At 62.7% G+C, this 25,995-nt stretch carries 25 protein-coding genes; 20 read left to right on the forward strand and 5 right to left on the reverse strand.

Going from position 1 to position 25,995, the window contains the following annotated elements; all coding sequences use genetic code 11:
• Window positions 1-50: 50 nt before the first annotated feature.
• Window positions 51-1,073 (forward strand): alpha/beta hydrolase, encoded by a 1,023-nt coding sequence (locus tag ABIE52_RS05695; protein ID WP_003944025.1) that lies wholly within the window; start codon window positions 51-53, stop codon window positions 1,071-1,073.
• Window positions 1,074-1,175: 102 nt separating this feature from the next.
• A complete protein-coding gene (locus ABIE52_RS05700) occupies window positions 1,176-1,997 on the forward strand; it encodes a helix-turn-helix domain-containing GNAT family N-acetyltransferase (protein ID WP_030536776.1) in 822 nt (273 codons plus the stop codon).
• 10 nt (window positions 1,998-2,007) lie between these two features.
• Here the strand turns inward: ABIE52_RS05700 and ABIE52_RS05705 are convergent, their stop codons facing one another.
• The 5 genes from ABIE52_RS05705 to ABIE52_RS05725 form a co-directional block, all read right to left on the reverse strand.
• Window positions 2,008-3,474 carry an FAD-dependent oxidoreductase gene (locus tag ABIE52_RS05705; protein WP_030536775.1) on the reverse strand — a complete coding sequence of 489 codons (1,467 nt, stop codon included), beginning with the start codon at window positions 3,472-3,474 and terminating at the stop codon, window positions 2,008-2,010.
• An 87-nt stretch (window positions 3,475-3,561) separates the two neighbouring features.
• Entirely contained in the window at window positions 3,562-4,023 is a 462-nt protein-coding gene (locus ABIE52_RS05710; RefSeq protein ID WP_080712754.1) for a carboxymuconolactone decarboxylase family protein, read from the reverse strand.
• Window positions 4,020-4,955 carry an NAD(P)-dependent oxidoreductase gene (locus tag ABIE52_RS05715; RefSeq protein ID WP_030536774.1) on the reverse strand — a complete coding sequence of 312 codons (936 nt, stop codon included), beginning with the start codon at window positions 4,953-4,955 and terminating at the stop codon, window positions 4,020-4,022. Before ABIE52_RS05715 ends, ABIE52_RS05710 begins: the two co-directional genes overlap by 4 nt.
• Complete coding sequence (locus ABIE52_RS05720; protein ID WP_030536773.1) at window positions 4,952-5,701, reverse strand: SDR family oxidoreductase; 750 nt, start codon at window positions 5,699-5,701, stop codon at window positions 4,952-4,954. Before ABIE52_RS05720 ends, ABIE52_RS05715 begins: the two co-directional genes overlap by 4 nt.
• Before the next feature lie 60 nt (window positions 5,702-5,761).
• On the reverse strand, window positions 5,762-7,228 hold the full coding sequence (locus ABIE52_RS05725) for an aldehyde dehydrogenase (protein WP_030536772.1): 1,467 nt from the start codon (window positions 7,226-7,228) through the stop codon (window positions 5,762-5,764).
• A 217-nt stretch (window positions 7,229-7,445) separates the two neighbouring features.
• Here ABIE52_RS05725 and ABIE52_RS05730 point away from each other — a divergent pair, with 217 nt between their 5' ends.
• The 18 genes from ABIE52_RS05730 to ABIE52_RS05815 all read left to right on the forward strand — a co-directional run bounded on the left by ABIE52_RS05730 (window position 7,446) and on the right by ABIE52_RS05815 (window position 25,981).
• Window positions 7,446-8,303, forward strand: a complete 858-nt coding sequence (locus tag ABIE52_RS05730; RefSeq protein WP_007728643.1) for a mycofactocin-coupled SDR family oxidoreductase — start codon at window positions 7,446-7,448, stop codon at window positions 8,301-8,303.
• Between the two features lie 136 nt (window positions 8,304-8,439).
• A complete protein-coding gene (locus tag ABIE52_RS05735; protein WP_024487471.1) occupies window positions 8,440-9,006 on the forward strand; it encodes a TetR/AcrR family transcriptional regulator in 567 nt (188 codons plus the stop codon).
• Window positions 9,003-10,208, forward strand: a complete 1,206-nt coding sequence (locus ABIE52_RS05740; protein ID WP_003944019.1) for a cytochrome P450 — start codon at window positions 9,003-9,005, stop codon at window positions 10,206-10,208. Before ABIE52_RS05735 ends, ABIE52_RS05740 begins: the two co-directional genes overlap by 4 nt.
• Window positions 10,208-11,014, forward strand: a complete 807-nt coding sequence (locus ABIE52_RS05745) for an SDR family oxidoreductase (RefSeq protein ID WP_003944110.1) — start codon at window positions 10,208-10,210, stop codon at window positions 11,012-11,014. Before ABIE52_RS05740 ends, ABIE52_RS05745 begins: the two co-directional genes overlap by 1 nt.
• Window positions 11,011-12,405, forward strand: a complete 1,395-nt coding sequence (gene cyp51, locus ABIE52_RS05750; protein ID WP_007728646.1) for a lanosterol 14-alpha demethylase — start codon at window positions 11,011-11,013, stop codon at window positions 12,403-12,405. The genes ABIE52_RS05745 and cyp51 overlap by 4 nt, the downstream gene beginning before the upstream one ends.
• A gap of 2 nt (window positions 12,406-12,407) precedes the next feature.
• Window positions 12,408-12,599, forward strand: a complete 192-nt coding sequence (locus tag ABIE52_RS05755) for a ferredoxin (protein WP_020907945.1) — start codon at window positions 12,408-12,410, stop codon at window positions 12,597-12,599.
• 37 nt (window positions 12,600-12,636) lie between these two features.
• Window positions 12,637-13,188 (forward strand): Cif family virulence factor, encoded by a 552-nt coding sequence (locus ABIE52_RS05760; protein ID WP_007728648.1) that lies wholly within the window; start codon window positions 12,637-12,639, stop codon window positions 13,186-13,188.
• Window positions 13,189-13,193: 5 nt separating this feature from the next.
• A complete protein-coding gene (locus tag ABIE52_RS05765; protein ID WP_003944063.1) occupies window positions 13,194-14,441 on the forward strand; it encodes a hypothetical protein in 1,248 nt (415 codons plus the stop codon).
• Window positions 14,442-14,467: 26 nt separating this feature from the next.
• Window positions 14,468-16,105: an acyl-CoA synthetase gene (locus ABIE52_RS05770; protein WP_030536771.1), complete on the forward strand. Its 1,638-nt coding sequence runs from the start codon at window positions 14,468-14,470 to the stop codon at window positions 16,103-16,105.
• 53 nt (window positions 16,106-16,158) lie between these two features.
• Window positions 16,159-17,412, forward strand: coding sequence for a cytochrome P450 (locus ABIE52_RS05775; RefSeq protein ID WP_030536770.1), 1,254 nt, complete (start codon window positions 16,159-16,161; stop codon window positions 17,410-17,412).
• 34 nt (window positions 17,413-17,446) lie between these two features.
• On the forward strand, window positions 17,447-18,187 hold the full coding sequence (locus ABIE52_RS05780) for an MlaE family ABC transporter permease (protein ID WP_030536769.1): 741 nt from the start codon (window positions 17,447-17,449) through the stop codon (window positions 18,185-18,187).
• Entirely contained in the window at window positions 18,184-19,056 is an 873-nt protein-coding gene (locus ABIE52_RS05785) for an MlaE family ABC transporter permease (protein WP_003944051.1), read from the forward strand. Before ABIE52_RS05780 ends, ABIE52_RS05785 begins: the two co-directional genes overlap by 4 nt.
• Window positions 19,057-19,065: 9 nt before the next feature.
• Window positions 19,066-20,235, forward strand: a complete 1,170-nt coding sequence (locus tag ABIE52_RS05790; RefSeq protein ID WP_030536768.1) for an MCE family protein — start codon at window positions 19,066-19,068, stop codon at window positions 20,233-20,235.
• Window positions 20,232-21,254, forward strand: coding sequence for an MCE family protein (locus ABIE52_RS05795; RefSeq protein WP_030536767.1), 1,023 nt, complete (start codon window positions 20,232-20,234; stop codon window positions 21,252-21,254). The genes ABIE52_RS05790 and ABIE52_RS05795 overlap by 4 nt, the downstream gene beginning before the upstream one ends.
• Before the next feature lie 5 nt (window positions 21,255-21,259).
• Complete coding sequence (locus ABIE52_RS05800; RefSeq protein ID WP_050794052.1) at window positions 21,260-22,273, forward strand: MCE family protein; 1,014 nt, start codon at window positions 21,260-21,262, stop codon at window positions 22,271-22,273.
• Window positions 22,273-23,535: an MCE family protein gene (locus ABIE52_RS05805; protein WP_030536765.1), complete on the forward strand. Its 1,263-nt coding sequence runs from the start codon at window positions 22,273-22,275 to the stop codon at window positions 23,533-23,535. Before ABIE52_RS05800 ends, ABIE52_RS05805 begins: the two co-directional genes overlap by 1 nt.
• A complete protein-coding gene (locus ABIE52_RS05810) occupies window positions 23,532-24,665 on the forward strand; it encodes an MCE family protein (protein ID WP_030536764.1) in 1,134 nt (377 codons plus the stop codon). Before ABIE52_RS05805 ends, ABIE52_RS05810 begins: the two co-directional genes overlap by 4 nt.
• Window positions 24,662-25,981, forward strand: coding sequence for an MCE family protein (locus tag ABIE52_RS05815; protein WP_030536763.1), 1,320 nt, complete (start codon window positions 24,662-24,664; stop codon window positions 25,979-25,981). Before ABIE52_RS05810 ends, ABIE52_RS05815 begins: the two co-directional genes overlap by 4 nt.
• Window positions 25,982-25,995: the final 14 nt, after the last annotated feature.

The following is a 25,995-nucleotide window of genomic DNA, read 5'->3' on the forward strand; positions in this document are numbered from 1 at the left end:
AGCGCCACCGAGCTGTTGCCGGGCACCGCAATCGAGCACGAGGAGCGGCAATGAGAAGAATCGGACGTACTCGGGCAATGCTTGTCGTCGCCCTCGTCGCGTGGACGGGACTGTTCGGCGAAGCAGCGTTGGCCTCGGCTGACCCGGCCCCGACATCCCCTTCAGGCGGTTCAGCTCTCGATCATGTCGAGGAGATCAACGCCCGTCAGCTGACTATGTACGTCTACTCGGCTGCGATGGACAAGGTGATTCCGCTCGAGGTGATTCGGCCGGCAGACACAAGTGCGCCCCGGCCGACCCTCTATCTACTCAATGGGGCCGGCGGAGGCGAGGACACGGCGACGTGGCAGACACGGACAGACGTCGTCGACTTCTTCGGCGACAAGAACGTCAACGTCGTCAACCCGATCGGCGGTGCCTACAGCTACTACACCGACTGGGAGAAGCCCGATCCTGTTCTCGGACTGAACAAGTGGACCACATTTCTCACCCAGGAGTTGCCACCGATCGTCGATGCCACGCTCGGGACTACGGGTACGAATGCCGTTGCCGGATTGTCGATGGCAGGTACCTCGGTTCTGAGCCTGGCCGAGGCGGCGCCATCCGTTTACCGTGCCGTCGGTGCTTTCAGCGGGTGTGCCGAGACGAGTACTCAACCCGGTCAGGACTACGTGAGATTCGTGGTCGGATTCCGCGGCGGCAACGTGGACAACATGTGGGGTCCTCCCGGCGGTCCGGGCTGGGTAGCCAACGATCCTGTGGTCAATGCCGAGAGATTGCGGGGGGTCGACCTCTACATCAGCAATGGATCGGGCCTGCCCGGCCCACACGAGAATCTGGGCGGACCGATGGTCAACGGCGACCTCGGCGTTCTGGCGAACCAGGTGATCGTGGGTGGAGTCATCGAGGCCGGGACGAACCAGTGCACCCAGCGTTTGGCCGAGCGGCTCGACTCCTTGGGCATCCCGGCCACCTATGATTTCCGGGCAACTGGCACTCACTCTTGGGGTTACTGGCAGGACGATCTTCACAACTCGTGGTCGATGATTGCCGCGTCGATCGGTGCGCGTTAGCCGGCGAACCCTGGGGTCGGTGGCTGAGTTGTTTCTCACTCCGGGACACTCTTGCCGAACCTAGCCGACCGAACTGCAGGTCAGCGGCGTTATAGTCGCCTCATGAGTTCAGAAACACTCGCTCCCCTCGACACCGACGTACTTGCGCGCAGGTTTGCGTGCCTGGGTGATCCGACGCGGCTGCGAGTGCTTCGACTTGCTGCCGGCGGTCCGATCGACGTCGAGACGATTGCACACGCCGCATCACTCGAGCCGTCGGCGTTGAGTGCTCACCTCGAGGCCTTGATCGAGGTCGGTTTTGTCGAGGCTTCGGTGCGTGAAGGCACTTCGGTTGTCAGTGTTGCCGGAACGGCATACTCCGATCTGATGGCAGCGGCCGCCGTCGTGGCTGCTCGTGGTCCGGTCGAAGACACACTGGGAGTTCTTCCCGATGACGTGGTGGTGCGCCGCATGGAATCCGGCGACTGGGATGCCGTCCGCTCGATCTACCGCGAAGGAATCGACACCGGAACCGCGACGTTCACCACCTCGGTGCCATCCGCCGAGAAGCTCGACGCGCAATGGTTACCCGATCATCGATGGGTGGCCGAGATCGACGGCCGCGTCGAAGGCTGGGCGAGCCTCAGCCCGGTGTCCTCGCGTGATTGCTACCGCGGGGTCGCCGAGAACTCCATCTACATCGGTAGCGGCGCTCGCGGGCGCGGCGTGGGCAAGCTGCTGCTTCGCCGACAGGTGCAAGCCGCCGACGCCAGTGAGATCTGGACAGTGCAGTCGTCGATTTTCCCGGAGAACCGGGCAAGCGTCGCCTTGCATCAGGCCGTCGGATTCCGAGTCGTCGGCACTCGGTCGCGTATCGCTCAACTGGGTGGGCGGTGGCGTGACACGTTGTTCCTCGAACGTCGCAGCGAGGACGCTGACATCTGAGAAGAGACGCTCAGCCCTTGGCAGCGCTGACTCCGGCGCGTCGCCCGTAGAAGCTGCCGTCACCGAGGGACGTTCCGGAGGCGTATCCACCGGCGCAGACGCCGGCGGTGCAGCGTCCAGCGGCAAACAAACCCGGGATCGGTTCGCCGGAGACGTGGATGACCTTCGAGTTGATCGACGTGCGCAGACCGCCGAGCGTGAATCCGGCGGTGAAATTGCGAAGATCGAGCGCAGCGACGGGTGAGCCGATCGGCTTGACCCACTCCTTCTTCTTTCCCAGTACCGGGTCCTCACCACGGGCGGCGTGGCGGTTGTAGACCTCGACGGTCGACTGGAGGGTGCCTTCCGGCAGACCCATGTCGGATTCGAGTTCCTCGACGGTCTCGGCCACCCACTTGGGCTGGAATCTGAAGAACGGTGTGGAACTGTCGGCGGCGCAGCCCTCTTCGTAGGAAGCTTCGTCGATGATCAGGTAGGCCTGATTCTCGTTGCGCAGCAGCGTCTCCTGGCCGATTCTTCCCGGGTACGTGTCCTCGTTGACGTAGCGCTGGCCGCGTCCGTTGACGAGAATGCCGCGGATCATCAACTGGGGGTCGCCGAAGAATGCGACCTCGGTGGCGTCCATGTGCGCGAGGTCGGCCCCGAGAGCCTGCGCCATCTGGATGGACTTTCCGTCGTGCTCTTCGATAGCCGCACCGGGGCGCCCGATCAGCCGTGGGGCGTACGACTGGATCATCGCTTCGTTGTAGGCGAAGCTTCCCGTCGCCAGAACGACACCCGTGCGTGCTCGAACTGCCACTTCCTTGCCGTACTGCTTGGCGATGATGCCGACCACTCGATCTCCGTCGACGACCAGGCGCTGGACTCGCATGTCGTATTCTGCTCGTACGCCGAGGCTTTCGGCCGTCTCGATCAGTGGCTTCATCAACATGAAACCACCGCCCTTCTCCCCGGTGCGCTTGCCGCTCATCTGTGGAACGTGCCCGCGAGGGGCCGGTGTCGCGATCGTGTTGAACGGTGCCGAGTTCTCGCCGCCGGAATACATGAGTCCGTCGTCGAAGGGTGTTTCCCAGCCGGGTTGGCCGTAGAAACTCTTCTTGAACGGCACACCGTTGTCGACGAGCCAGTTGTAGTGCTCGACGCTGCCTTCGCAGTAGTCGGTGATCTTCTCCTCGTCGGCGCCGGGACCGAGTGCGGCCATCATGAACGATTTCATGTTGGCGGGGGAGTCCTCGAACCCGAGTGCCTGCTGCAACGGGGTCCCGCCGCCCAGATAGATGAATCCGCCTGCCAGCGCCGCAGCGCCGCCCCAGCCGCTCGTGCGCTCGAGCACCAACACGTCGGCGCCCGCTCGCGCGGCCTCGATCGAAGCACTCACTCCGGCAATGCCGTAGCCGGCGACGACGACGTCAGCCTCGAAGTGCCACTGCTCGATGTTTTCGGAGGACTGCGGACGGATTGAGCTGGCCTCGGCCATGGATTCGGATCCTTCGTTCTTCTGGTTGGTTGGTGGGGGAATCGGTGGGTGTGATCGATGCCCTGATGGCAGTATCTCGACCGAAAGTCAGTCGGTGTCCGTTTTCGCGGAATCGGCCGCGGCCTTCTCCTTGGCGCGCGCGGCCTTACGTCTGTCGGCCTTCACGGCGATCAGCGCATTGTTGAGCCCGGTGGCCAGCGGCCAGCCGACGTAGTGGCACAGGAAGATTGCGGCCTCTTCGAACTGCTGCTCGGTCAACTCCTCGTTGTGGAGAGCAGCGTTGATCTGGATCTTCGCCACATCGTTCTGCCCCTGGGCGGTGATGGCACCGATCAGGAGTAGTCGTCGATCACGTACCGACAGTCCCGGTCGCGTCCAGATGTCGGCAAAGAGGTGGTCGGCGGTGACCGCGAAGAAGTCGCCGGGAACGTCGGCGGGAAGCTCCCAGCCGTACACCTCGTTCATCTTCGCGACGCCACGAGCACGGGCCTCGGAGATGCGGCTTTCGTCGGTTCCACCGGCATCGGTCATGTGAGTGGTGTCGCTCATGCGTGCTCCCGAGTAGTAGATGCCGTTGAAGGTTCGGCCGGCCTGTCTTCGCTGTCATTCCCGACGCCCAGACCGGCACCGAGTCCGGCGAGCGCAAGGTGCGCGAGCGGCAGGTCGAGATTCAGCCGATCACCGAGGTCGATGGCCAAGGCCAAGTCCTTCTCCCCGAGATTGCGAACATGCCGCAGTATCGAGAACCACGGGTCGTCCTCCGAGACCGGTGCGGTGGTGTCGCGGAGCATGATCGCGCCCGCGCCACCAGTGATCGCATCGGTGTGCCTGACGACCTTTCCGAGCGTGCAGAGATCGAGTCCTGCTGCTTCGGCGAGTCGCGCGGCCTCGGTCGTGGCGGTGAACGAGACGAAGTGAAGAAGGTTGCGTGCGAGCTTCATTCGCGTTCCAGCGCCGACGTCACCGGCGTGAACCACCAGCTCGGCCCAGGATCCGAAGGGCTCGCGGACGGCTTCGAACGCCTCGTCGGAGCCGCCGATCATCACTGCCAGCCTGCCCTGCGCTGCGCCGCCGGCACCGCCACTGATCGGCGCGTCGACCAGCAGAACACCACGCTGTTGACAGATGTCAGCGAGTTCCACCGCCGTGGTGTCCGAGACAGTGGAGTGAATCGCGACGACAGTGCCTGGCCGTGCGGTCGACAGAATCCCGTGCGGCCCGCACACAACCTCGCGTACCTGCGCGTCGTCGAGCACCGTGACGGAGATGATGCTCGCCTGCGCTGCAACGTCGGCGGGCGTCGATGCTGCGCTCGCGCCCGCAGTGGTGAACGGTTCGAGCGCTTCTGCGCGGGCATCACACACCACCAGTCCGCCCGGCCAGTCCAGGAGGCGCTGCGCCATCGGCGCGCCCATGTTGCCTAGACCGATGTATCCCAGTCTGGTTTTCGAAGCGCTGGCTTTCGGCGCCGATTGCGTCATGACCGGTACACCTGGCCTCCGTCGACGTTGAAGATCTGCCCGGTCACCCAGCCTGCGTCGTCGGAGAGAAGGAACAGGCACATGCCGACGAGATCGTCCGGTGTTCCCATGCGCTGCAACGGAATTCGCTTCACCATGTCCTTGACGATGTTGCCGGGGGTGACGGTTCGAGTCGCCTCCGTGTCGATAGGGCCGGGAGCGATGGCGTTGATCCGGATGTTCGACCAGCCGAGTTCGGTCGCGAGTTGTTGTGTCAGGCTGTTGACGCCGGCCTTCGCGAGTCCGTAGTAGTTCGAGTACAGCCAGGCTGCTGTGGAGGACTGGTTGACGATCGAACCGCCCTTCGCTCGCATGTGAGGTACTACCGCCCGGCACACGTGCAATGCGCCGTCCATGTTGACGCTCATGAACTTTCGGTAGTAGTCCCAGTCCACCGTCAACAGGGAATCGATCTTCATTCCGCCGTAGATGGCAGCGTTGTTCACCAGGTGCTCGATGCTGCCGAACTGCTCGATCGTGAAGTCGGCGAGTGCCGCAGTCGACTCCCCGTCGGCGACGTCGACGTCCTTGAACACGGCATTTCCGCCGTCCGCGTTGATCTGCTTGGCGACTGCTTCACCGAGTTCGCGATTGAGGTCCGCCACGACCACGTTGGCCCCCTCCGCGGCCAGAGCGCGGGCATACGCCTCTCCGATACCCTGCGCTGCTCCGGTGACTATCGCGGTGCGACCGTCGAAACGTCCCATGTCGACCTACTTTCGTGGTGATCATTCTGTGGTGAGGGTGTGGGGTGAGGGTGTGGAATGTCAGGAAGGTGAAGCGACGAGCTTGGTTTCGAGGTATTCCTCGAAACCCGCGAGGCCCATTTCGCGGCCGATCCCGGATTGTTTGTAGCCGCCGAACGGTGCGTCGGCCGAATACCAGACGCCGCCGTTGACGCTCAGCGTTCCGGTTCTGACACCGGCAACGACGTGCGCGACGCGATCGGGATCGGTGCCCCACACCGACCCGGACAGGCCGTATGGGGAATCGTTGGCAATCCGGATAGCGTCGTCGTCGTTGTCGTACGGAAGGATCACGAGGACGGGCCCGAAAATCTCCTCCTGTGCTACGCGAGACGAGTTGTCCAGCCCGGCAATGAGAGTGGGTTCGACGAAGAAACCCCTCTCGCGATCGTCGGGACGGCCCCCACCCGTCACGATCGTGCCGCCCTCTTCGACCGCGAGGGCGAGGTAGCTCTCCACCCTGGCGCGCTGGCGCGCCGAGATGACCGGGCCACACACCGTTCCGCGCGCGCTGGGGTCGCCGGCTCGGATACCCGCCATCGCGGCAGATGCCGCGGCCAGAGCATCGTCGTACCGAGAGCGCGGCACCAGAAGTCTGGTACTGAGCGCGCATCCCTGACCGGCATGAACGCAGACGGAGAACGCGGCAACCGAGCATGCACCCTTGATGTCCGCATCGTCGAGGACGATGAATGCGGACTTACCCCCGAGTTCGAGGAAGACCTTCTTGAGAGTTTGCGCGGCCGTGGCCATCACTGTGCGTCCGGTGGCGGTGGAACCGGTGAAGGACACGAGATCGACGCGCGGATCGCTGCACAGCTGCGCGCCTAGGGAGTGATCCGTCGACGTCACGACGTTGACTACGCCGGCCGGGATCTCGGTTTCTTCTGCAATCACCTTGGCGACCAGCGCGGCGCACCAGGGCGTGTCCGGCGCGGGTTTGAGAACGATGGTGTTGCCGGCTGCGAGGGCGGGACCGAGCTTGGCGAAATTGATCTGGTGCGGAAAGTTCCACGGTGTGATTGCGCCGACGACGCCGACGGCTTCCTTGAGCAGTCGGCGATGGGTCGGAATCCCCATGGGTGACGCGTGCCCGAGATCTTGTTCCCACGAATAGGTTTCGATCAGATCGGCCCAGTAGCGAAGATCTTCGATCGGGCCTTCGAGTTGCGGACCGCTCGTCAGCATGACCGGTGCGCCGACCTCGGCGACGGTGATCTCACGCAACTCCTCGATGTGGGACTGGAGTGCATCGCACAGTTGGCGCAGGCAGCGAGCGCGAAACCCGTGATCGCGTGCCCATTCGGTGTCGTCGAACGCACGGCGCGCAGCGGCGATGGCCGCGTCCATGTCCGCGGCGGTGCCTTCGGCCGCACGGCCGATCAGTTCCTCGGTCGCCGGGTTGAAAACTTCGAAGGTCCCGCCGGATCCGGGAACCAGTTTTCCGTCGACGAGAAGTGCAGAACTGTCTGCGGGTCGAAGCGTCATAGCGCAAACCCTCTCTTTCTGGACATGTGTCTGGACTCTAGTTCACACTTGTGGTTGAGGCAATGGTTTTTGGGGCATAAGAGATTTCGAGAGCCCAGCGGTCTCGAGAGGGTCTCGGATCTGCTTCGACGAAAAGCGCCTCGTGTCCGGTGCGGCGCCGCTACGGTTCACCGCACATTCACAACCACGTCTTCACATCCACAGGAGAGAGGTCGAAATGAACAGAGTTGACGGAAAAGTGGTGTTGGTGACCGGCGCTGCTCGAGGTCAGGGGCGCAGTCACGCCGTCCGTCTCGCGCAGGAGGGCGCGCACATCATCGCCTTCGATCTGTGCGCAGACATCGCCAGCAACGAATACCCGCTCGCCAGTCCAGCCGATCTGGAGGAAACCGCTCGCCTGGTAAAAGAGGCCGGGCAGCAGGTGGTGACGGCGCGTGTCGACGTCCGTGATCGCGCCGGACTCGAAACAGCACTTGCCGAGGCGGTAGGGCAGTTGGGCGGATTGCATGTCGTCGTGGCGAACGCCGGTATCTGTCCGCTGGGCAAACACGTGTCGACCGCCGGTTTCGTCGACGCCTTCGATGTGAACTTTCTCGGTGTCGTCAATACAGTGCACGCGTCGATGGAATACCTCGGCGAAGGGGGTTCGATCATCGCGATCGGCTCTGTTGCCGGTCTGGTGCCGCAGACCGGATTCAACGGGCAACAGGCGCTCCAGGGTCCGGGTGGCGACGGATACGGCCTGGCCAAGAAGCTGATTCAGGCCTATACCAGTTCGTTGGCGCTGACCCTCGGGCCGAGTTCCATTCGCGTCAACGCGATTCATCCGACCAATGTGAACACCGACATGTTGCAGAGCATGCCGATGTACCGGACGTTCCGTCCCGACCTCGAAAATCCGACCGCCGAGGATGCGGCTGTGACGTTCCCGTTCATGCAGGCGATGCCGACCCCGTGGGTCGAACCCGCGGACATCTCGCATGCAGTCGTGTACCTGTCCTCGGACGAGTCGCGATTCGTCACCGGCCAGCAACTGCGCGTGGACGCTGGTGCCGGGATGAAGATCGGTCTGTAGTAGAACTTTTCGCGTCGCTGCTGCCTGTTCGTGGTGAATTTTCCAAGTTTCCCCATTTCGTTGCCCTGGACAGGACGCTGTAGTAACGTCCAGACACGTGTCCAGCAAACGGGGCGATTCAAGTGGCGGGGGATCGATTGTCTACGAATCCACTCGCAGGCGCCTCACGGGCAAACAGGCGGAAACTGTGGCCAGGCTTGCCGAAGCAACAGTGAAAGTTCTACGCAAACAAGAGTTTTCCGGGCTGACTGTCCGTTCGGTTGCGGCCGAAGCGGGCGTGGGAACTGCGACCGCTTACACGTATTTCGCGTCCAAGGAGCATCTCGTCGCAGAGGTTTTCTGGCGAAGACTTCAGAACTCGTCGGCGCCTGATGGCTCAGGGTTGGATCGCACCGCGCACGTGCTGTCTGTACTTCGAAATATCGCGCTGCTTCTCGCGGACGAACCGGAGGTATCGGCCGCCGTGACCAATGCACTGCTCGGATCCGACCCTGAAGTGGAACATCTTCGCGGCCGGATCGGGCTCGAGATCCATCAACGACTCGCCTCGGCGTTGGATCCGAATGGCGAACCCGAAGTGTTGGAAGCGCTCGAAATGCTTTATGCCGGGGCGCTTCTGCGGGCAGGGATCGGCTACGGAACCTACGCGCAAATCGCTGGACGCCTCGAGGCCTCAGCTCTACTGATCCTGGAGAAATCATGACAGAAGCTTTGATCGATCCGGTGGTCTTCAATCCGTACGACTACCACTTTCACGACGATCCGTATCCGACGTACAAGCGTCTGCGCGAAGAATCACCCCTGTATCACAATCCGGACGTGGGCTTTTGGGCATTGTCGCGATATGCGGACGTGGTCGACGGATTCAAGGACAACAAGCGTCTGTCGAGCGCAAACGGAGTATCACTCGACCCCGCTGCATACGGTCCACACGCGCATTATGTGATGTCGTTTCTCGCTATGGATGATCCCCGCCATATGCGGTTGCGCCAGTTGGTTTCTCGCGGATTCACACCGCGGCGTGTTGCGGAGCTCGACGGCCGGATACTCGAACTGACGAAGCAACATCTGATACCCGCGCTGGGCGCGGGGGAGTTCGACTGGATTACGGAGGTGGCGGGAAAGCTGCCGATGGACGTCATCTCCGAACTCATGGGTGTCCCCGAACCCGACCGAGCCGAACTGCGGCGCAAGGCGGATCTGGTGGTGCATCGAGAGGCGGGTGTTCTCGACGTGCCGCAACCTGCGGTGGAGGCTTCGATCAGTTTGATGGGCTACTACAAGGAGATGATCGCGCAGCGTCGCCGATCGCGGACGGACGATCTGACCTCGGCCTTGCTCGACGCCGAGATCGACGGAGACAAGCTTTCGGACCAGGAGATCCTCGGATTCATGTTTCTGATGGTCGTGGCCGGAAACGAGACCACGACCAAGCTTCTCGGAAACGCTCTGTACTGGGGTTCGCACCACCGGGAGCAGATCGCACCGGTCCTCGACGATCCCGAACGAGCCTCGGAATGGGTGGAAGAGACTCTTCGCTACGACACGTCGAGTCAGATCGTGGCTCGGACTTCGGTTGTCGACCTCGAATACCACGGACGCACCATTCCGGCGGGGGAGAAGGTCCTGCTCCTGATCGGATCGGCCAACCGAGACGCCGACGTCTTCGACGATGCCGACAGCTTCCAGATCGGCCGGAGTTCGTCGGGCAAACTCGCGAGTTTCGGTGGTGGCGTGCACTTCTGTCTCGGTGCCCACCTTGCCAAGCTCGAAGCCAAGATCGCCCTGGCGGAGTTCGGGCGGCGGGTCAGCGACTACGAAGTCGTCGAGTCCGGAATCGAGCGTGTTCATTCGACAAATGTCCGGGGCTTTGCGGCCCTGCCGGTGAAAGTGCAGGTGCGCTGATGCCTCGTTTCGAACCCAATCCCGTTCGCCGGCCGGCACTGATCAGTGGTGCGTCGTCGGGAATCGGCACAGCCACCGCGTATGCCCTGGCCGAACTCGGGCATCCGGTTGCACTCGGTGCGCGTCGAGTCGCCGAATGCGAAGCCATCGCCGAGAAGATCCGCAGCAACGGTGGTGAAGCGTTCGCCCACTTCCTCGACGTCACGGACGGTGATTCGGTCGACGGGTTCGTCTCGGCCGCAGAGGCAGTCCACGGCCCCGCGGAAATCGTCGTCTCCGGTGCCGGAGACCTCGAATTCGGGGCTGCGGACGAGATGAATCCTGAGGCGTTTCTACGGCAGATCCAAGTTCACCTCGTCGGTGCGCAGCGATTGGCGCATCGTGTTCTCCCCGGTATGAGGCAACGACAGCGCGGTGACTTCGTACTGATCGGCTCGGATTGTGCCGAGCGCCAGCGTCCACTCATGGGTGCGTACGACGCGGCGAAGGCCGGGCTCGAGGCAATGGGGCGTCAGATGCGAATGGAGCTCGAGGGAACAGGCATTCGCGCGTCGATCGTGCGACCCGGGCCGACACTGACCGGCATGGGGATGGACACGACGCCGGAGATCATCGGACCGGTCGGGGAATCGTGGAGCAAGTGGGGGTTCGCCCGCCATGGTTACTTTCTGCGCGCCTCGGACATCGCCAATGCCATCGTCGCCGTTGTGTCGGCGCCGCGAGGAGCACACATCGTGCTCGTCGAAGTTCAGCCCGAGGCGCCACTGGACAAACTTCCCACTGCGAACTCACAGGAGACGACATGACGCACGGAGTGCAAGAGACGTCGCGAACACTGCCAGAGCCGCCGCGGGTGTCCGGCGGGGATCTCCCGCACGGGCATCTCGAGGAACTGCGAACCGACCCGATAGCGCTCATGCGCCGGGTGCGTGAGGAATGTGGTGACGTCGGCGCCTTTCAACTTGCCGACCGCACAGTGATCTTGCTGTCCGGAGCCGAGGCAAACGAGTTCTTCTTCCGCTCCACCGACGAGGATCTCGACCAACAAGCGGCTTACCCCTTCATGAAGCCGATATTCGGTGAAGGCGTCGTCTTCGACGCCAGCCCGGAGCGGCGTAAAGAGATGCTGCACAACTCGGCTCTGCGCGGCGAACAGATGCGCGGGCACGCCGCCACGATCGGCCGCGAAGTCGAGGCGATGGTCGCGCAGTGGGGAGACGAAGGCGAGATCGATCTGCTCGACTTCTTCGCCGAGCTGACCATCTACACCTCGTCGGCGTGCCTGATCGGCAAGAAGTTCCGCGACGAACTGGATGATAGCTTCGCCAAGCTGTATCACGAGCTCGAACAGGGAACGGATGCATTGGCTTTCGTGGATCCGTACGCGCCGATCGAGAGTTTCCGCCGCCGCGACGAGGCCCGGTTGGCGTTGGTCGCTCTGGTACAGGACATCATGAACGGGCGCATCGCGAATCCTCCGCAGGGCAAGGATGACCGCGACATGTTGGACGTGTTGGTCTCGGTCAAGGACGAGAACGGCGACCTCCGGTTCAGTGCCGACGAGATCACCGGAATCTTCATCTCGATGATGTTCGCCGGCCACCACACGACTTCCGGCACGGCAGCGTGGTCGCTGATCGAGATGTTGCGGCATCCCGACACCATGACGGACGTCGTCGACGAACTCGACAATCTGTACTCCGACGGCGCCGATATCAGTTTTCATGCCCTGCGCCAGATTCCGGTTCTCGAGGCTGTGGTCAAGGAAACCCTTCGACTGCATCCGCCGTTGATCATCCTGTTGCGGGTGGCACGTGGAGATTTCGAAGTGGGCGGCTTCGAGATCCGAGAGGGCCATCTTGTCGCCGCGACACCCGCGATCTCCAATCGAATCGCCGAGGACTTTCCCCGGCCGGACACCTTCGATCCCGGGAGGTACATCGACCCGAATCAAGAGGACATCGTCAACCGCTGGACGTGGATTCCGTTCGGAGCCGGCCGGCATCGCTGCGTCGGCGCTGCGTTCGCCCAGATGCAGCTCAAAGCGATCTTCTCGATCCTGCTGCGGGACTTCGAGTTCGAGATGGCGCAGCCGTCGGAATCCTACCGAAACGACCACAGCAAGATGGTCGTCCAGTTGCAGCAGCCGTGCGCGGTGAGGTACCGGCGCCGAACACGTCCCGGGCGTGAGGGGTGATCATGCACGTCGAAGTCGACCTCGACCTGTGCCAAGGCCATGCGGCGTGTGAGCTGGAGGCACCGGAGATCTTTGTCGTCCCGAAGCGGGGGAAGGTCAGTCTTCTGGACTCGGACCCACCCGAGTCGCTCCGCGGTGAAGCCGAGATGGCGGTCAGGTACTGCCCGACCGGCGCCCTGAGAATTGTCGATTGATTGCAGCGAATTCATGTGCTCGAGGGAGGAAGTTCAGATGACGGGTTTCGACCGCGCAGAGCTCGACGAGATGGTCCAACGCTGGATCGAGGCGAACAAAAAGGCCGAAGCCGCCGGCGATTGGAAACCGTTGGCGGACATGTATACCGAGGACGCCACGTACGGGTGGAACTACGGCCCCAAGCAGGATTTCATGGCGGTGGGGCGCGAGGAGATTCGCGAAGTCGCGCTCGGTCTCGAGATGAAGGGCCTCGAAGGCTGGGAGTATCCGTATCAAGACTTTGTGATCGACGACCGTAGCGGAAACGTGATCGGCTTGTGGAAGCAGATTTCCGATGCCAAGCGTGAGGACGGTAGCAACTACTCCGTCTACGGTATCGGTGGTAGTTGGTTCCGCTACGGCGGGGATTTCCAATGGTCGTGGCAGCGTGACTTCTTCGACTTCGGGAACGTGTCGGCACTGTTCATGGAGATGATCGGCAACAATGCTCTCTCGAAGGGGATGCAGGGCCGGATCCAGCGATCGATCTCGGGCGACCCGCTACCGGGCTGGTATCCGGTGGGCACCGCGCCGGTTTCGCTGTGGTGAGTCCGATGCCGGTGCGCGATTCCTTCGAGGCACTCTCGCAGCGCGACCTTGCCGTGCTGGTGCCCGAGTTGCTCCTGTGCGGGCAGCTGATCGACCGATCGGGCATGGCGCATCTGATCGTCGAATTCGGACGCGAGGGTATGGCACAGGTGGCCGTCGAGGAGTGGGAGTCGGCCAGCCCCTGGTACACCCGCCGCATGCAGAAGGCTCTCGGATACGAGGGTGACGACGTCGTGACGATCTTCAAAGGTTTACAACTCGACATCGGCGCTCCGCCACAGTTCATGGACTTTCGATACCGGGTCGACGATCCGCTGCACGGTGAATTCTGGCTCGATCATTGCGGAGCACTCATGGACGTCGAGCCGTTGGGCGATGAGTTCGTGACCTCAATGTGTCACGACATCGAGGATCCGACTTTCGATGCAACGGCCATCGCGACCAACCCGCGCGCCCAGATCCGGCCGATTCACCGACCACCGCGCAGGCCCGCGGACCGACATCCGCACTGCGCCTGGACCGTGTCCATCGACCCGTCGCACACGCCTCCCGTGATGACCGCGCACACCGAGCAGATCGGACGCACCGCCGCGGTGACGGTCGAGCTGAGCCCGATCGATCACGGTGGGGACGGTAGGGCGGACTACTCGGGTCCGTTGTTGTCCGACCTGAGGTTTTCCGACTTCTCGCGATCAGCCTTGGTTCGTATCGCAGAGGAGATCTGCGTGCAGCATCATCTGTTGGCGTTGGGCTTTCTGGCAGCGGTTCGCCGCCGTGCCGACGAAGACAAGGCTCGCGAGATCACGCGAAAGCAATTGACCGGAATCGCGGGAGTTGCGGCACAGCGTATTCGAGATGCGCTCGGGCTTCCTTCGACGCTGGAATCGTTGGCATTGGTCCTGTCCGTGCATCCCTTGCTGAATCCGAAGCAGTATGTGGAGAGCGAGATTCGACAGGACGGCGGTGCTCTGGAGCTGCGGATCTCGCGAGAAGCTCTTGTCGACCGCGACGGCGGTTGGCCGACCTTGCTCGGCAGCGAGCACCTCGATCCTCTCCAAGCTTTGGTCCGCGGCGTGAATCCGCACTTCACCGTGAGAGTGGTGGCCGAAGATGCCGCGGGGCTTCTTCTGGCCGTCGACATCACCGAAGCTCCCGCTCCGGAATGCGTCGAAGTCGCCATCACGAAGGTCAGTACCGGCGCGGCATTCGTATTCGAAGATCGCGGAATCCCTTTGCCTCTCTTCGTCGTCTGACCGGCCGAACCCGAAGGACTCAACCTATGGCGTACACGTTTGCAGACCTGTTCGAGCATTCCGTCGATGTGATGCCCGATCGCCTCGCGCTGATCGTTTCCGGCGAGGAGGTGACATACCGTGAGCTCGACGAGCGGGCCAACCGATTGGCGCATTACTTCCAGTCCGTCGGGTTGGGTGTCGGTTCGCACATCGGTATTCAGCTGCACAACTCGATCGAGGCGATGGTTGCTGTCCTCGCGGCCTTCAAGATCCGCGGCGTTCCCATCACGGTGAACTACCGCTACACGAGCGACGAATTGGTTTATCTGTACGAGAACGCGGATCTCACGGCGTTGGTTTTCCATCGTGGTTTCGCTGAGCGGGTCGCCGAGGCCTTGGTGGCCACGCCGCGGGTCAAGTACGTGATCGAGGCGGCGGACGAACTCGCTCTCGGGAACGAACCGTCGATTCCGGGGGCAGTGGCGTACGAGGATGCGCTCGGCAACCAATCCTCGCTTCGCACAGGTGAACATGCATTTCCCGAGCGTTCCGGCGATGACGTCTACGTTCTCTACACCGGCGGAACAACCGGACGACCGAAAGGCGTCGTCTGGCGGCAGGAAGACATCTGGCGCGTATTGGCCGGCGGTTACGACTTCTATTCGGGTGAGCCGATCGCCGACGAGTACCAGCAGTCGCGCGGTGGCGCCGCGGCAGCCGAACCGATGCGGTGGTGCATGCTTCCACCGCTGATCCACACCTCGGCACTGATGCCGACGTTCAACGCTCTGTTCTCCGGAAACACCGTCATCTTCGAACCGAAGTTCGATGCGGCACAGGTCTGGAAAGTCGTCGCCGAGTATCGGCCGCAGGTCATGGTCATCACCGGCGACGCCATGGGCCGTCCACTGGTCGAAGCCCATCACGAATTGCAACCGGATGGGTCGAGCCTGGCTGTGCTCGCCTCTGGCGCTGCGCTCTTCTCCGGATCGGTCAAAGATGCGTTCTTCGACGTCTTTCCGAATCTGATGATCTCCGATTCGGTTGGATCGTCCGAAACAGGCTTCGGCGGAATCGGATTCGCAACCAAAGGGCTCGAGCAGCGTGGCGGACCCAAAGTGGGTGCCAACAGATTCACGGTCGTCGTCGACGACGACAACCGTGTGTTGGAGCCGGGCTCGGGCGCCGAAGGATGGCTGGCGAAACTCGGAAACGTTCCACTCGGCTACTACAAGGATCCGGTGAAGTCGGCCGAGATATTCCGCGAGGTGAACGGCGCACGGGCAGTGGTGACCGGAGACCGGGCGCGGATCGAGGACGACGGCTCGGTCACCCTCCTCGGACGGGGAAACATGGTGGTCAACACCGGCGGCGAGAAGGTCTTCGTGGAAGAAGTCGAAGCCGTGGTGAAGGCCCATCCCGACATCTACGACGCGACAGTGATCGGTGTTCCGGACGAGCGGTGGGGCAATCGGGTGGCGGCAGTGCTTCGCATCCGCGACGGTGTGGAACCGGATTTCGAATCCATCGAGAAGCACGCCCGCAGTCACCTCGCCGGCTACAAGATTCCGCGTTCCTTCTGGATCGCCGACGAGGTCGTTCGAGCGCCGAGCGGCAAGCCGGACTACCGCTGGGCCAAGGAGTTCTCACAGAACAGCGACCCGGTCCACCGGATCGACTAGCGCTCACACGCAACACCCGGCACCCGGCACCCATCCGTAAAGGAGCATCTGCAATGCCTGAGATCGACCTTCCCGACGGGTTCGACGTGACCGACCCACATCTGTACGGCGAGCGCGTCCCGCTTGCCGAGTTCGCCGAACTACGACGATGCGCTCCGGTCTGGTGGAACGCCCAGGAACCGGGTACCGGCGGATTTCACGACGGTGGTTGTTGGGTTGTCTCCCGCCACGCAGACGTCCGCGACGTCTCGTTGCGCAGCGAGGAGTTCTCGAGCAACGTCAACGGCTGCATTCCGCGGCATGAAGACAACATCTCGGCGGAGGAGTTGGAGGCGACAAAACACGTCCTCATCAACAAGGACGCCCCTGAGCACACACAGCTGCGCAAGTTGGTGGCACGCTTGTTCACTCCGCGGTCGGTGGAAGCGATGCGGGCCGGGTTGGAAGCGCGGGCAGAAGACATAGCGTCGGCTGCCGTGGCGGAAGGTAGCGGTGATTTTGTCAGCCAGGTCGCCAGCGAGTTACCCATGCAGGCGATCTCGGAGCTGATCGGTGTACCGCAGGACGGGCGCCGTCAGCTGTACGAATGGTCGAATCAGATGACGGGATACGACGACGAGTCGCTCGCCGGCGAGTCTCGGATGGCGTCGGCGCAGATCCTGGGCTACGCCTATCAACTGGCTGAGGCGAGACGGGAGGAACCGCTCGACGACATCATCTCACGCTTGGTGCATGCCGACATCGACGGGCAGAAACTCACCCCGGAACAGTTCGGTTTCTTCGTCATCATGTTGGCTGTCGCGGGCAACGAAACGACGCGAAACGCAACGACACTCGGCATGATGGCATTTCTCGAGCATCCGGATCAGTGGGAATTGTACAAGCGCGAGCGTCCGCGCACCGCCGCGGACGAGATCATCCGCTGGGCTTCGCCACTGACGTCGATGCAACGAACAGCCGTGGTGGACACACAGATTGCCGGCACTGCGATTGCGAAGGGGCAGCGCGTCGTACTGCTCTACGGCTCGGCGAACTTCGACGAAACCGTCTTCGGGAACCCCGACGTCTTCGACATCACCCGAGACCCGAACCCGCACCTCGCGTTCGGAGGAACCGGGCCGCACTACTGCGTCGGCGCCAACCTGGCCAGAATGGAGGTCGATCTGATCTTCGGCAAGATCGCCGATCACATGCCCGACATCAGCAAGCTCGGCGATCCGAGCAGGCTCTCGTCCGGTTGGCTCAACGGGATCAAGGAATTCAAGGTCGACTACGGCAACTCCACGTCATGTCCTTCGGGGCATTGACGTGTACAGCGGAAGAGTTGCACTTGCGGGCCCGATGCGCGAACTCGGCCAGTTCTACCGGATGGGCGCCGATGTCGCAGTGGGCTTGTTCCGCACCCGCTTTCAGGTGCAGGAGTTTCTCGAGCAGAGTTGGATGATCGCCCGGGTGTCGATCGTGCCGACCGTATTGGTGGCCGTGCCGTTCACGGTCCTGGTGAGTTTCACGCTCAACATCCTGCTCCGTGAGATCGGTGCCGCCGACCTCAGCGGCGCCGGGGCCGCGCTCGGCGCCGTGACTCAGGTCGGTCCGGTGGTGACGGTGCTGATCGTGGCAGGTGCGGGCGCGACTGCCATCGCCGCCGATCTGGGATCGAGAACGATTCGTGAAGAGATCGACGCCATGGAGGTGCTCGGGATCGATCCGATCACTCGGCTGGTGATTCCTCGGGTGGTCGCGTCGACCGTGGTGGCTTTGCTGCTCAACGGACTCGTCTGCGTCATCGGCATCGCCGGCGGTTACGCCTTCTCGGTGTTTCTCCAGGGCGTGAACCCTGGCGCCTTCGTCGAGGGAATCACGTTGCTGACCGGCCTGCCCGAGGTGGCGTTGTCGATGGTCAAAGCTGCACTGTTCGGGATGCTGGCGGGATTGGTGGCCTGCTATCGCGGACTGTCGGTACGGGGTGGGCCGAAAGGCGTGGGGGAGGCCGTCAACGAAACGGTGGTGTACGCATTCATGGCGTTGTTCGTCGTCAACACCATCGTCACCGCGGTCGGCATCCGATTGACGGCGGGGTGATCGAGGTGACGCTGTCGGATTCGCTGGCACAAATCGGCAAGTTCGGACGCACGCGGGCGCGGGTGGCTCGAACGTCACGCTCGATCGACGACGTCGGGCGACAAGCTGTCTTCTTCGCGCGCGCCATCGCTCACATCCCGTGGGCAATTCGCAAACACCCGAAAGAAGTGTTGAGGCTGGTAGCCGAGATCAGCATGGGCACCGGAGCTTTGGCAGTGATCGGCGGAACGGTTGCGGTCGTAGGATTTTTGACTCTCGCCTCGGGCGGCACCATTGCGATCCAAGGTTTCAGCTCACTGGGAAATATCGGAGTCGAAGCGCTCACCGGATTCTTCTCCGCCTTCATCAATGTTCGTATCGCTGCGCCGGTCATCGCGGGAATCGGCCTGTCGGCCACGATCGGCGCAGGTTCGACCGCGCAGATCGGTGCCATGCGCATCAGTGAGGAAATCGACGCCCTCGAATCGATGGCGATCAGTTCGGTCCCGTACGTCGTCAGCACCCGCGTCACCGCAGGGATGATCGCGATCTTGCCGCTGTACTCACTGGCGCTCGTGGGATCATTTCTGGCCGGACGATTCACCACGGTCGTGCTGTTCGGTCAGTCCTCCGGTCTTTACGACCACTACTTCACGACGTTCCTCGATCCGGTCGACGTCGCATGGTCCTTCGTTCAAGTGCTCGTGATGGCACTACTGGTGATGCTGATCCACACGTACTACGGATACAACGCGTCCGGGGGACCGTCGGGCGTGGGAACTGCAGTGGGCCGCGGGGTTCGGCTCTCGCTGATCTGCGTCGTGGCGGTGACCCTGCTCGTCTCACTCGCGCTCTACGGCGGTTCCGGCAACTTCAATCTGTCCGGTTAGGGGGACTGCGTGCACAGATACGGCTACAAGTTGGCTGCTCTGGGCTTGGCTGCGGCGATCGTCGGGGTCATCGCGTTGTCGGTCGCGTCTTTCAACCAGGAGTTTGTCGCTCGCGTCCCGATCACGGTGATCGCGGAGCGCGCGGGGCTCGTGATGGATCCGGGCGCGCGGGTGAAGATGGCCGGGGTGACCGTGGGCTCGGTGGAGTCCATCACGCCGACTGACGACGCCACCGCACAACTGTCGTTGTCGATCGATCCCGAAGCGCTCGAATCGATTCCGTCAAACGTGAATGTGGCGATCACGTCGAACACGGCCTTCGGCGCGAAGTTCGTCAGCCTGTCCTCGCCGGAGCAGCCGAGTAGTGCGCGACTTGCCGCCGGAGCGACGATCGACGCATCCCGGGTGACCGTCGAGCTGAACACGGTGTTCGAGAAACTCACCACCGTGCTCCGGACAGTGGACCCGGGCAAACTCGATTCGACATTGGGTGCCCTCTCGACTGCTCTGCAAGGACGCGGCGAACGGCTCGGGGTCGCACTCGAACAAGCAGATTCCTCCTTGCTCGAATTCAACACTGCACGTGAGGCTCTCGATCATGTGTTGACTGACCTGCCAGCCGTCACACAGACCTACCGCGACGCTGTTCTCGACTTGATGGACACGCTCGACTCGCTCACGACGACGGGATCCACTGTTCTCGACGAGCAGCAGAATCTTGATCTCCTCTTGCTCAACGTGATCGGGCTGGCCCGCACCGGCGAGGACGTACTGGGAGCCAACGCCGACGGCGTCGACACCGTTCTTTCCCTGCTACGTCCGACGACCGCTCTGCTCGAGGAATACTCCCCGGTGATTCCCTGTATGTTCCACGGTCTGCAGGAGAGCAAGCGGATCGGCGACGGCGCCTACAACGGTCAACCGGGCATCAAGATGTCGATAGGTCTGATTGCCGGAACCGAACCGTACCGCTATCCCGACGACCTGCCCAAGGTGGCGGCAACAGGTGGCCCGCAGTGTATGGGTCTCCCTTTGCGTGATCCGAACGTCAATGCGCCGTACCTGGTGACCGATACCGGGGTGAATCCGTTTGCGCCCGAGCGTCAGCCGAATGGTGGGCAACCGATGAACACGGTCCCGGATCTGATGAGCTACCTGTTCGGGACGGAGATCCGATGAAAGTTCGTGGGTACACCGTCAAGTTCGGAATTTTTGTTCTGGTGATGATCCTCGTCAACGCCGGGCTGATCCTCGTGTTCGGCCAGCTGCGGGGTGGCGACGCGAGGTCGTACTCGGCGGAGTTCGTCAACGCCTCCGGGCTCAGAGCCGGCGACAAGGTGCGCATCGCCGGTGTGCCGGTCGGTTCTGTCGGCTCCGTCGAATTCGGTGGGAATCACCGTGCCCACGTGAGTTTCAGTGTGGATACGGGTGACACCGTGACCGTATCGACCAGGGCCGCTGTTCGATATCAGGATCTGGTGGGTAATCGATACCTCGAACTGCTCGACGATCCGGGGATCGCGGAACCGCAACCGGAGGGCGAGAGCATCCCCGTCGATCGCACCGCACCGGCACTCGACCTCGATGCGCTACTCGGTGGTTTCAAGCCGCTGTTTCAAGCCCTGGACCCGGAGCAGGTCAACGCGTTGTCGATGTCCTTGCTCGAGGTGTTTCAAGGCCAGTCCGGAACTGTGGCATCGGTGCTGGCGCACACCGGATCGATTACGAACACTCTCGCAGACCGCGACCAACTGATCGGTCGAGTGATCGGCAACCTCGACGGTGTGCTCAGCGAATTGCGCAGCCGCGGTGGTCAGTTCAGTGACACTCTCGATCACCTACAACAGCTGGTCAGCGGGCTCGCGGCGGACCGGGAGATGATCGGGACTGCCGTCGAGAGTGTGAACACCGCATCAGGCACCTTCGCCGATCTCCTCGCCGGAGTTCGCCCGGACATCGCGGGAAACCTGTCGAAGCTGGACGCAAGCCTGAATCCGCTGATCGAGCAACAAAGTGAGCTCGATCGGATTCTCGCGTCCATGCCCTCGAACTACAAGCAGCTGATCCGAGTCGGCTCGTACGGGTCGTTCTTCAACTTCTATCTGTGCGGAATCGCACTGAAGGTCGACGGTGCCGACGGTACGCCGCTCACTGTCGACCTGGTGGATCAGACGACCGGAAGGTGCGCACCACGATGAGAGAGATGGCACAGAGCCAGGCCGTACGCGTGGGGGTCGTGGGATTGGTCGTCACGGCCGCCGTCGTATTGGCATCGCTCCAGTATCAGAATCTGCAGTTCCTGAAATCGGGTGTCGGGTACAGCGCGGTGTTCGCCGACGCCAGCGGTCTCGCGCCGGGAGACGAAGTCAACGCCGCCGGAGTGAAGATCGGAACGGTGGATCGGATCGAGGTCGAGCACGGACTCGCGCGCGTGGATTTCACACTGGAAGGCTCGATCGGTTTGGGAGAAAGCACATCGGCGGCCGTCACCACGATGTCGTTGCTCGGCAAGCGAGCGGTATCGCTCGATCTGGACGGTCCGGGAAGGATCGCGGTCGGCGGCGAGATCCCGGTCGAGCGAACAAGATCGGCGTACTCGCTGCCCGACGTGCTCGGTGACCTCACCACGACGGTCGAGGACATCGATCTCGACCAACTCTCCGAATCGCTCGACGCAGTGGGGCAGGTGATGTCCGACAGTGCGCCGAACCTGAGGCCGGCGCTGGACGGTGTCGCACGGATCTCCGACAGCGTCAATAGACGCGACGACATGTTGCGCACCTTGCTGTCCGATGCAAACGACGTCGCCGGGACGCTGGCCGAGCGTGGACCACAGGTCAACGCGCTACTCGTCGACGGCAACGCCTTGTTGGGAGAACTGGACCGGCGACAGGCGGCGCTGGGGGAAGTGATCACGAACATCTCGGCGTTGTCGACCCAGCTGAGCGGACTCGTCCACGACAACGAGGCGCAATTGCAGCCGGTCCTCGGCAAACTCGACACGGTTGTCGGAATTCTGCAGAACAACAAGGACAACCTTTCTCAGGGAATCGACGGTCTCGGTACGTACGTGGGCACGCTCGGTGACACCGTGGCCAGCGGCCCCTTCTACTACGCCTACGTTCAGAACCTGGTGCCAGCGCAATACACCCAACCGTTGATCAACGCGATGTTCGGGCTACCACCTGCGCCGCTACCGATTCCGGAGGTTCGATGATGGGTGCCTTACGAGTTCGCAAACCGGTGAACTGGCGTCGAATCGCCGTCGTTGGTGGAAGCGTCATCGGTGCGGCGATCGTCGTCGTGTCGGGATACCTTGCGGTGCAACATCTGCGCTACTACAACGTGACGGCCTACTTCACCTCGACGACCGGTCTGTATGTCGGTGACGACGTTCGTGTCGTGGGAGTCGACGTCGGCCGCGTCACCGCGATCGCCCCACAGGGAGATCGAATGCGCGTCGAACTGAAATTGGCGCGCGAGGTTCCCGTCGCCGAGGACGCGAAAGCGGTGATCGTTGCCCAGTCGCTGGTCTCGGCCCGCTTCGTGCAGTTGACGCCGGCGGTGACGGACGGCGCCGACGCACTGAATGACGGTGCGGAGATCCCACTCGACAGAACGGCCGTCCCGGTCGAGTGGGACCAGATCAAGGAACAGCTGGGCCGGGCTGCCGATGCTTTGGGTCCCGTCGGGGACGATCGCGGTCCCGCCGCCAACTTCCTCGACGGTGCCGGATCCGCACTGGCCGGCAACGGGGAAGCGCTGGGGCGCTCGGTGACCGAACTCTCGGAGGCTATGAGCACACTCGACGAAGGCGGAGCCGATCTGTTCGGCACCATCCGCGGCCTGCAGACCTTCACGACCGCACTCGCCGCAAGCGACGAACAGATCGTTCAGTTCCAAGGACGACTGGCAAATGTCTCGAGTGTGCTCGCCGAGAGCCGGACGCAATTGGCTCCGGCTCTCGCCGATCTGGACGCCGCCGTCGTCGACGTACAGCGGTTCGTCGAACAGAACCGAACCGGCTTGACGGAGCAGATCGCGAAGTTGGCCGACGTGTCCCAGGTACTGGTCGACAAGCGCGCAGGCCTCGAGAAGGTACTGCATCTGGCTCCGACAGCGTTGTCGAACTACTACAACGTCTACCGGCCGGCCCAAGGAGCGATGGTGGGTGTGCCCGCATTCCAGAACGTCGGCAACCCGATCGACTTGATCTGCGGCGGAATCGCCGGCCTGGCCAACGACACCTCGAAGAAGGGCGCGGATTTGTGCATCGAATACCTCGGCCCGTTGCTCAACACGATCAAGGCCAACTACCCGGACCTGAGCATCAATCCGACCCGGGCGCTCGGCGCTCTTCCGGACCAACTGGTGTACAGCGAGCCTGATCTGGAACCGACTGGCGCCTTGAGCTTTCCGATCATGCCCCCGGCGCCTGACCTGGCCGGACTGCTCATGCCGTCGACGGAACCCCGATGACTACCCGGAGGTGGGTGACAGTCTGTGTGGGGGCGAGCACCGTGCTGGTTCTGGCGGGTTGCCAATGGAGCGGGCTGAATTCGGTTTCGCTGCCAGGCGCGGCTGGGCGCGGTGAAGGGAGTTTCGCAGTCGTGATCGAGATGCCGGACGTCACGTCGATAAGTCCCAACTCTCCGGTCATGGTCAACGACGTGACGGTCGGAAGTATCAGTGCGATCGAGACCGACAACTGGCACGCACGGGTGACGGTTGCACTCGACGGTTCGGTGTCCCTGCCCGCCAATGCGACGGCCAAGATCGGCCAAACCAGCCTGCTCGGGTCCAAACACGTTGCGCTTGCGCCGCCTACCGATGTTGCGCCGGAAGGGCGGTTGTCGGAGGGATCGGTGATCCCCCTCGCGTCGGCCGGCGTCTATCCCACCACCGAGGAAGCGTTGACGGCACTGTCATTGGTCCTCAACGGCGGCGGGCTCGCTCAGATTCACAGCATCACCACGGAGCTGAACACGGCGCTCGGCGGACGGACCGACGCGGCTCGCGACCTGCTGAGTCAGATGGATACCGTGACCGAAACACTCGACCGCCAACGTGATGCGATGGTCACGACCATGGAGAATCTCGACGTCTTCGCCGGTGAAATCACGGCCCAGCGAGATGTTCTCGGTCAGGCCTTGGAGATGCTCGATCCTGCCTTGGCGGAACTGAGCGCCCAGCGCGTGAGCCTGACCACCGCGCTCGATGCGGTCGGTAGGTTCGGGGACGTCGGGACCGATCTGGTCGATCGGACCCGCGACGATCTGAAAGCCAATTTGAGCTCCTTGGAATCGACGCTGCAGAAGGTGGTCGAAACGGGGCCGGACCTGATCAACAATTTGGGCAACCTGAGTACCTTTCCCTTCCCTCAGACGACCATCGACGACGGAATGCGCGGCGATTACACCAATCTGTGGGCGCTGATCGACCTCACGAGTAATCGTCTCCAGTCGGGGCTCGGCTTCGGCACTCCGTTCGGGGCGCCGCAAACCCCCGTGGAGAACGGAGTACTGGTCGATCCCTTGACCGCCCCACTCGGCACAGGGCAGCCCGGCCCACCTGGCACAGCGCAACCCGCCCAGGGAGGTGGACGATGATTCTCACGAAGTTGGTGCGAAGGCAATTGACGATCTTCGCGATCCTGGCGGTGATAGGCATGAGCGCAGCGGCTATCTCGTACCTGAGAGTTCCGACCATGCTCGGCATCGGGCGCTACTCGGTGACAGTCGAACTGCCCGACGCCGGCGGCCTGTATCGGAACGCGAACGTGACCTATCGCGGCGACACCATCGGTCAGGTCAGGTCGGTGCGTCTGTCTCCGGGAGTGGTACGCGCCGAATTATCTTTGGAGAGTGCGGTTCCCGTTCCCTCCAGCGGGCTCACAGTAGCGGTGCGAAGCGTGTCGGCAATCGGCGAGCAATACGTCGACATGCAACCGAGCACCGCGGACGGACCCTTTCTGACCGACGGAGACGTGATCGGCCCCGACGCTGTCACGATCCCGACCGAGATCGGACCGGTCCTCGATCAGGCGCAGGCGATGCTCGCATCCGTACCGCAGGACAAGTTGCGATCGGTGATCGACGAGTCCGCGGCAGCTTTCGGAGGCAGGGGAGAGGATCTGGCTCGTCTGCTGGATTCGACCACTTCGTTCGTCGATCAGATGTTCGCTGCCACAACGCCGGCTACGACGCTCGTACAGCAGTTGGATCCGCTCCTGCAGACACAGGTGGTGACGGGCGATCAGATTCGCCAGTGGGCGTCCAGTGTCGCTCAACTCAGTGGACAGTTGGCGGTCGCCGACGGGTCCGTGCGCAATATCCTCGAGACCGGACCGGGCTTCGCGACTGAAGCCGACCTGCTGTTTCAAGGCCTCAAGCCCACTTTGCCTGTGCTGCTTGCCAATTTCACCAGCACCGCTCAGGTGGCTTTGACGTACAACGCCGGGTTGGAGCAGGTGCTCGTCATCTTGCCGCCACTGGTTGCGGCACAGGAAACCGTTGTCCAACGCGGGCAGGTGGACGGCGCCGCGAACGTCAACTTCCACCTCCAAGCGCAGGACCCCGCGGCGTGCTCGACCGGTTACCTTCCGGCCGATCAGCGACGGGACCCGACCCAGATGAGTGTGCCGGACACCCCGGCTGATCTGTACTGCAAAGTTCCGCAGAACTCGGTCTTCGCAGTTCGTGGATCCCGGAACATTCCCTGTATGGAGGTACCGGGCAAACGAGCACCGAGCCCGGAGATCTGCCGGAGCCCCGAAGCGTACGTGCCGTCGGGGACCAATGCTCCCGGCGAGTTGTACACCGGGCCTGACGGTGTCGACTATCAACACACGGAATTAGCTCCTGCTGCTTCCGATTCGGGGGAGGGTGAGCCGTGGCAACAGTTGCTGACGCCGACGAATCGTTGAGAGGCGAGGTGCTC

The sequence above is a fragment of the Rhodococcus sp. OAS809 genome (assembly GCF_040546695.1).
Lineage (GTDB): Bacteria > Actinomycetota > Actinomycetes > Mycobacteriales > Mycobacteriaceae > Rhodococcus_F > Rhodococcus_F qingshengii.

Bases quoted from the DNA above. Each gene is read 5' to 3' on its own strand.
- ABIE52_RS05695 (WP_003944025.1), top strand. From the start codon at position 51: ATGAGAAGAATCGGACGTACTCGGGCAATGCTTGTCGTCGCCCTCGTC.
- ABIE52_RS05700 (WP_030536776.1), top strand. From the start codon at position 1,176: ATGAGTTCAGAAACACTCGCTCCCCTCGACACCGACGTACTTGCGCGC.
- ABIE52_RS05705 (WP_030536775.1), bottom strand. From the start codon at position 3,474: ATGGCCGAGGCCAGCTCAATCCGTCCGCAGTCCTCCGAAAACATCGAG.
- ABIE52_RS05710 (WP_080712754.1), bottom strand. From the start codon at position 4,023: ATGAGCGACACCACTCACATGACCGATGCCGGTGGAACCGACGAAAGC.
- ABIE52_RS05715 (WP_030536774.1), bottom strand. From the start codon at position 4,955: ATGACGCAATCGGCGCCGAAAGCCAGCGCTTCGAAAACCAGACTGGGA.
- ABIE52_RS05720 (WP_030536773.1), bottom strand. From the start codon at position 5,701: ATGGGACGTTTCGACGGTCGCACCGCGATAGTCACCGGAGCAGCGCAG.
- ABIE52_RS05725 (WP_030536772.1), bottom strand. From the start codon at position 7,228: ATGACGCTTCGACCCGCAGACAGTTCTGCACTTCTCGTCGACGGAAAA.
- ABIE52_RS05730 (WP_007728643.1), top strand. From the start codon at position 7,446: ATGAACAGAGTTGACGGAAAAGTGGTGTTGGTGACCGGCGCTGCTCGA.
- ABIE52_RS05740 (WP_003944019.1), top strand. From the start codon at position 9,003: ATGACAGAAGCTTTGATCGATCCGGTGGTCTTCAATCCGTACGACTAC.
- ABIE52_RS05745 (WP_003944110.1), top strand. From the start codon at position 10,208: ATGCCTCGTTTCGAACCCAATCCCGTTCGCCGGCCGGCACTGATCAGT.
- cyp51 (WP_007728646.1), top strand. From the start codon at position 11,011: ATGACGCACGGAGTGCAAGAGACGTCGCGAACACTGCCAGAGCCGCCG.
- ABIE52_RS05755 (WP_020907945.1), top strand. From the start codon at position 12,408: ATGCACGTCGAAGTCGACCTCGACCTGTGCCAAGGCCATGCGGCGTGT.
- ABIE52_RS05760 (WP_007728648.1), top strand. From the start codon at position 12,637: ATGACGGGTTTCGACCGCGCAGAGCTCGACGAGATGGTCCAACGCTGG.
- ABIE52_RS05765 (WP_003944063.1), top strand. From the start codon at position 13,194: ATGCCGGTGCGCGATTCCTTCGAGGCACTCTCGCAGCGCGACCTTGCC.
- ABIE52_RS05770 (WP_030536771.1), top strand. From the start codon at position 14,468: ATGGCGTACACGTTTGCAGACCTGTTCGAGCATTCCGTCGATGTGATG.
- ABIE52_RS05775 (WP_030536770.1), top strand. From the start codon at position 16,159: ATGCCTGAGATCGACCTTCCCGACGGGTTCGACGTGACCGACCCACAT.
- ABIE52_RS05780 (WP_030536769.1), top strand. From the start codon at position 17,447: ATGCGCGAACTCGGCCAGTTCTACCGGATGGGCGCCGATGTCGCAGTG.
- ABIE52_RS05795 (WP_030536767.1), top strand. From the start codon at position 20,232: ATGAAAGTTCGTGGGTACACCGTCAAGTTCGGAATTTTTGTTCTGGTG.
- ABIE52_RS05800 (WP_050794052.1), top strand. From the start codon at position 21,260: ATGGCACAGAGCCAGGCCGTACGCGTGGGGGTCGTGGGATTGGTCGTC.
- ABIE52_RS05805 (WP_030536765.1), top strand. From the start codon at position 22,273: ATGGGTGCCTTACGAGTTCGCAAACCGGTGAACTGGCGTCGAATCGCC.
- ABIE52_RS05810 (WP_030536764.1), top strand. From the start codon at position 23,532: ATGACTACCCGGAGGTGGGTGACAGTCTGTGTGGGGGCGAGCACCGTG.
- ABIE52_RS05815 (WP_030536763.1), top strand. From the start codon at position 24,662: ATGATTCTCACGAAGTTGGTGCGAAGGCAATTGACGATCTTCGCGATC.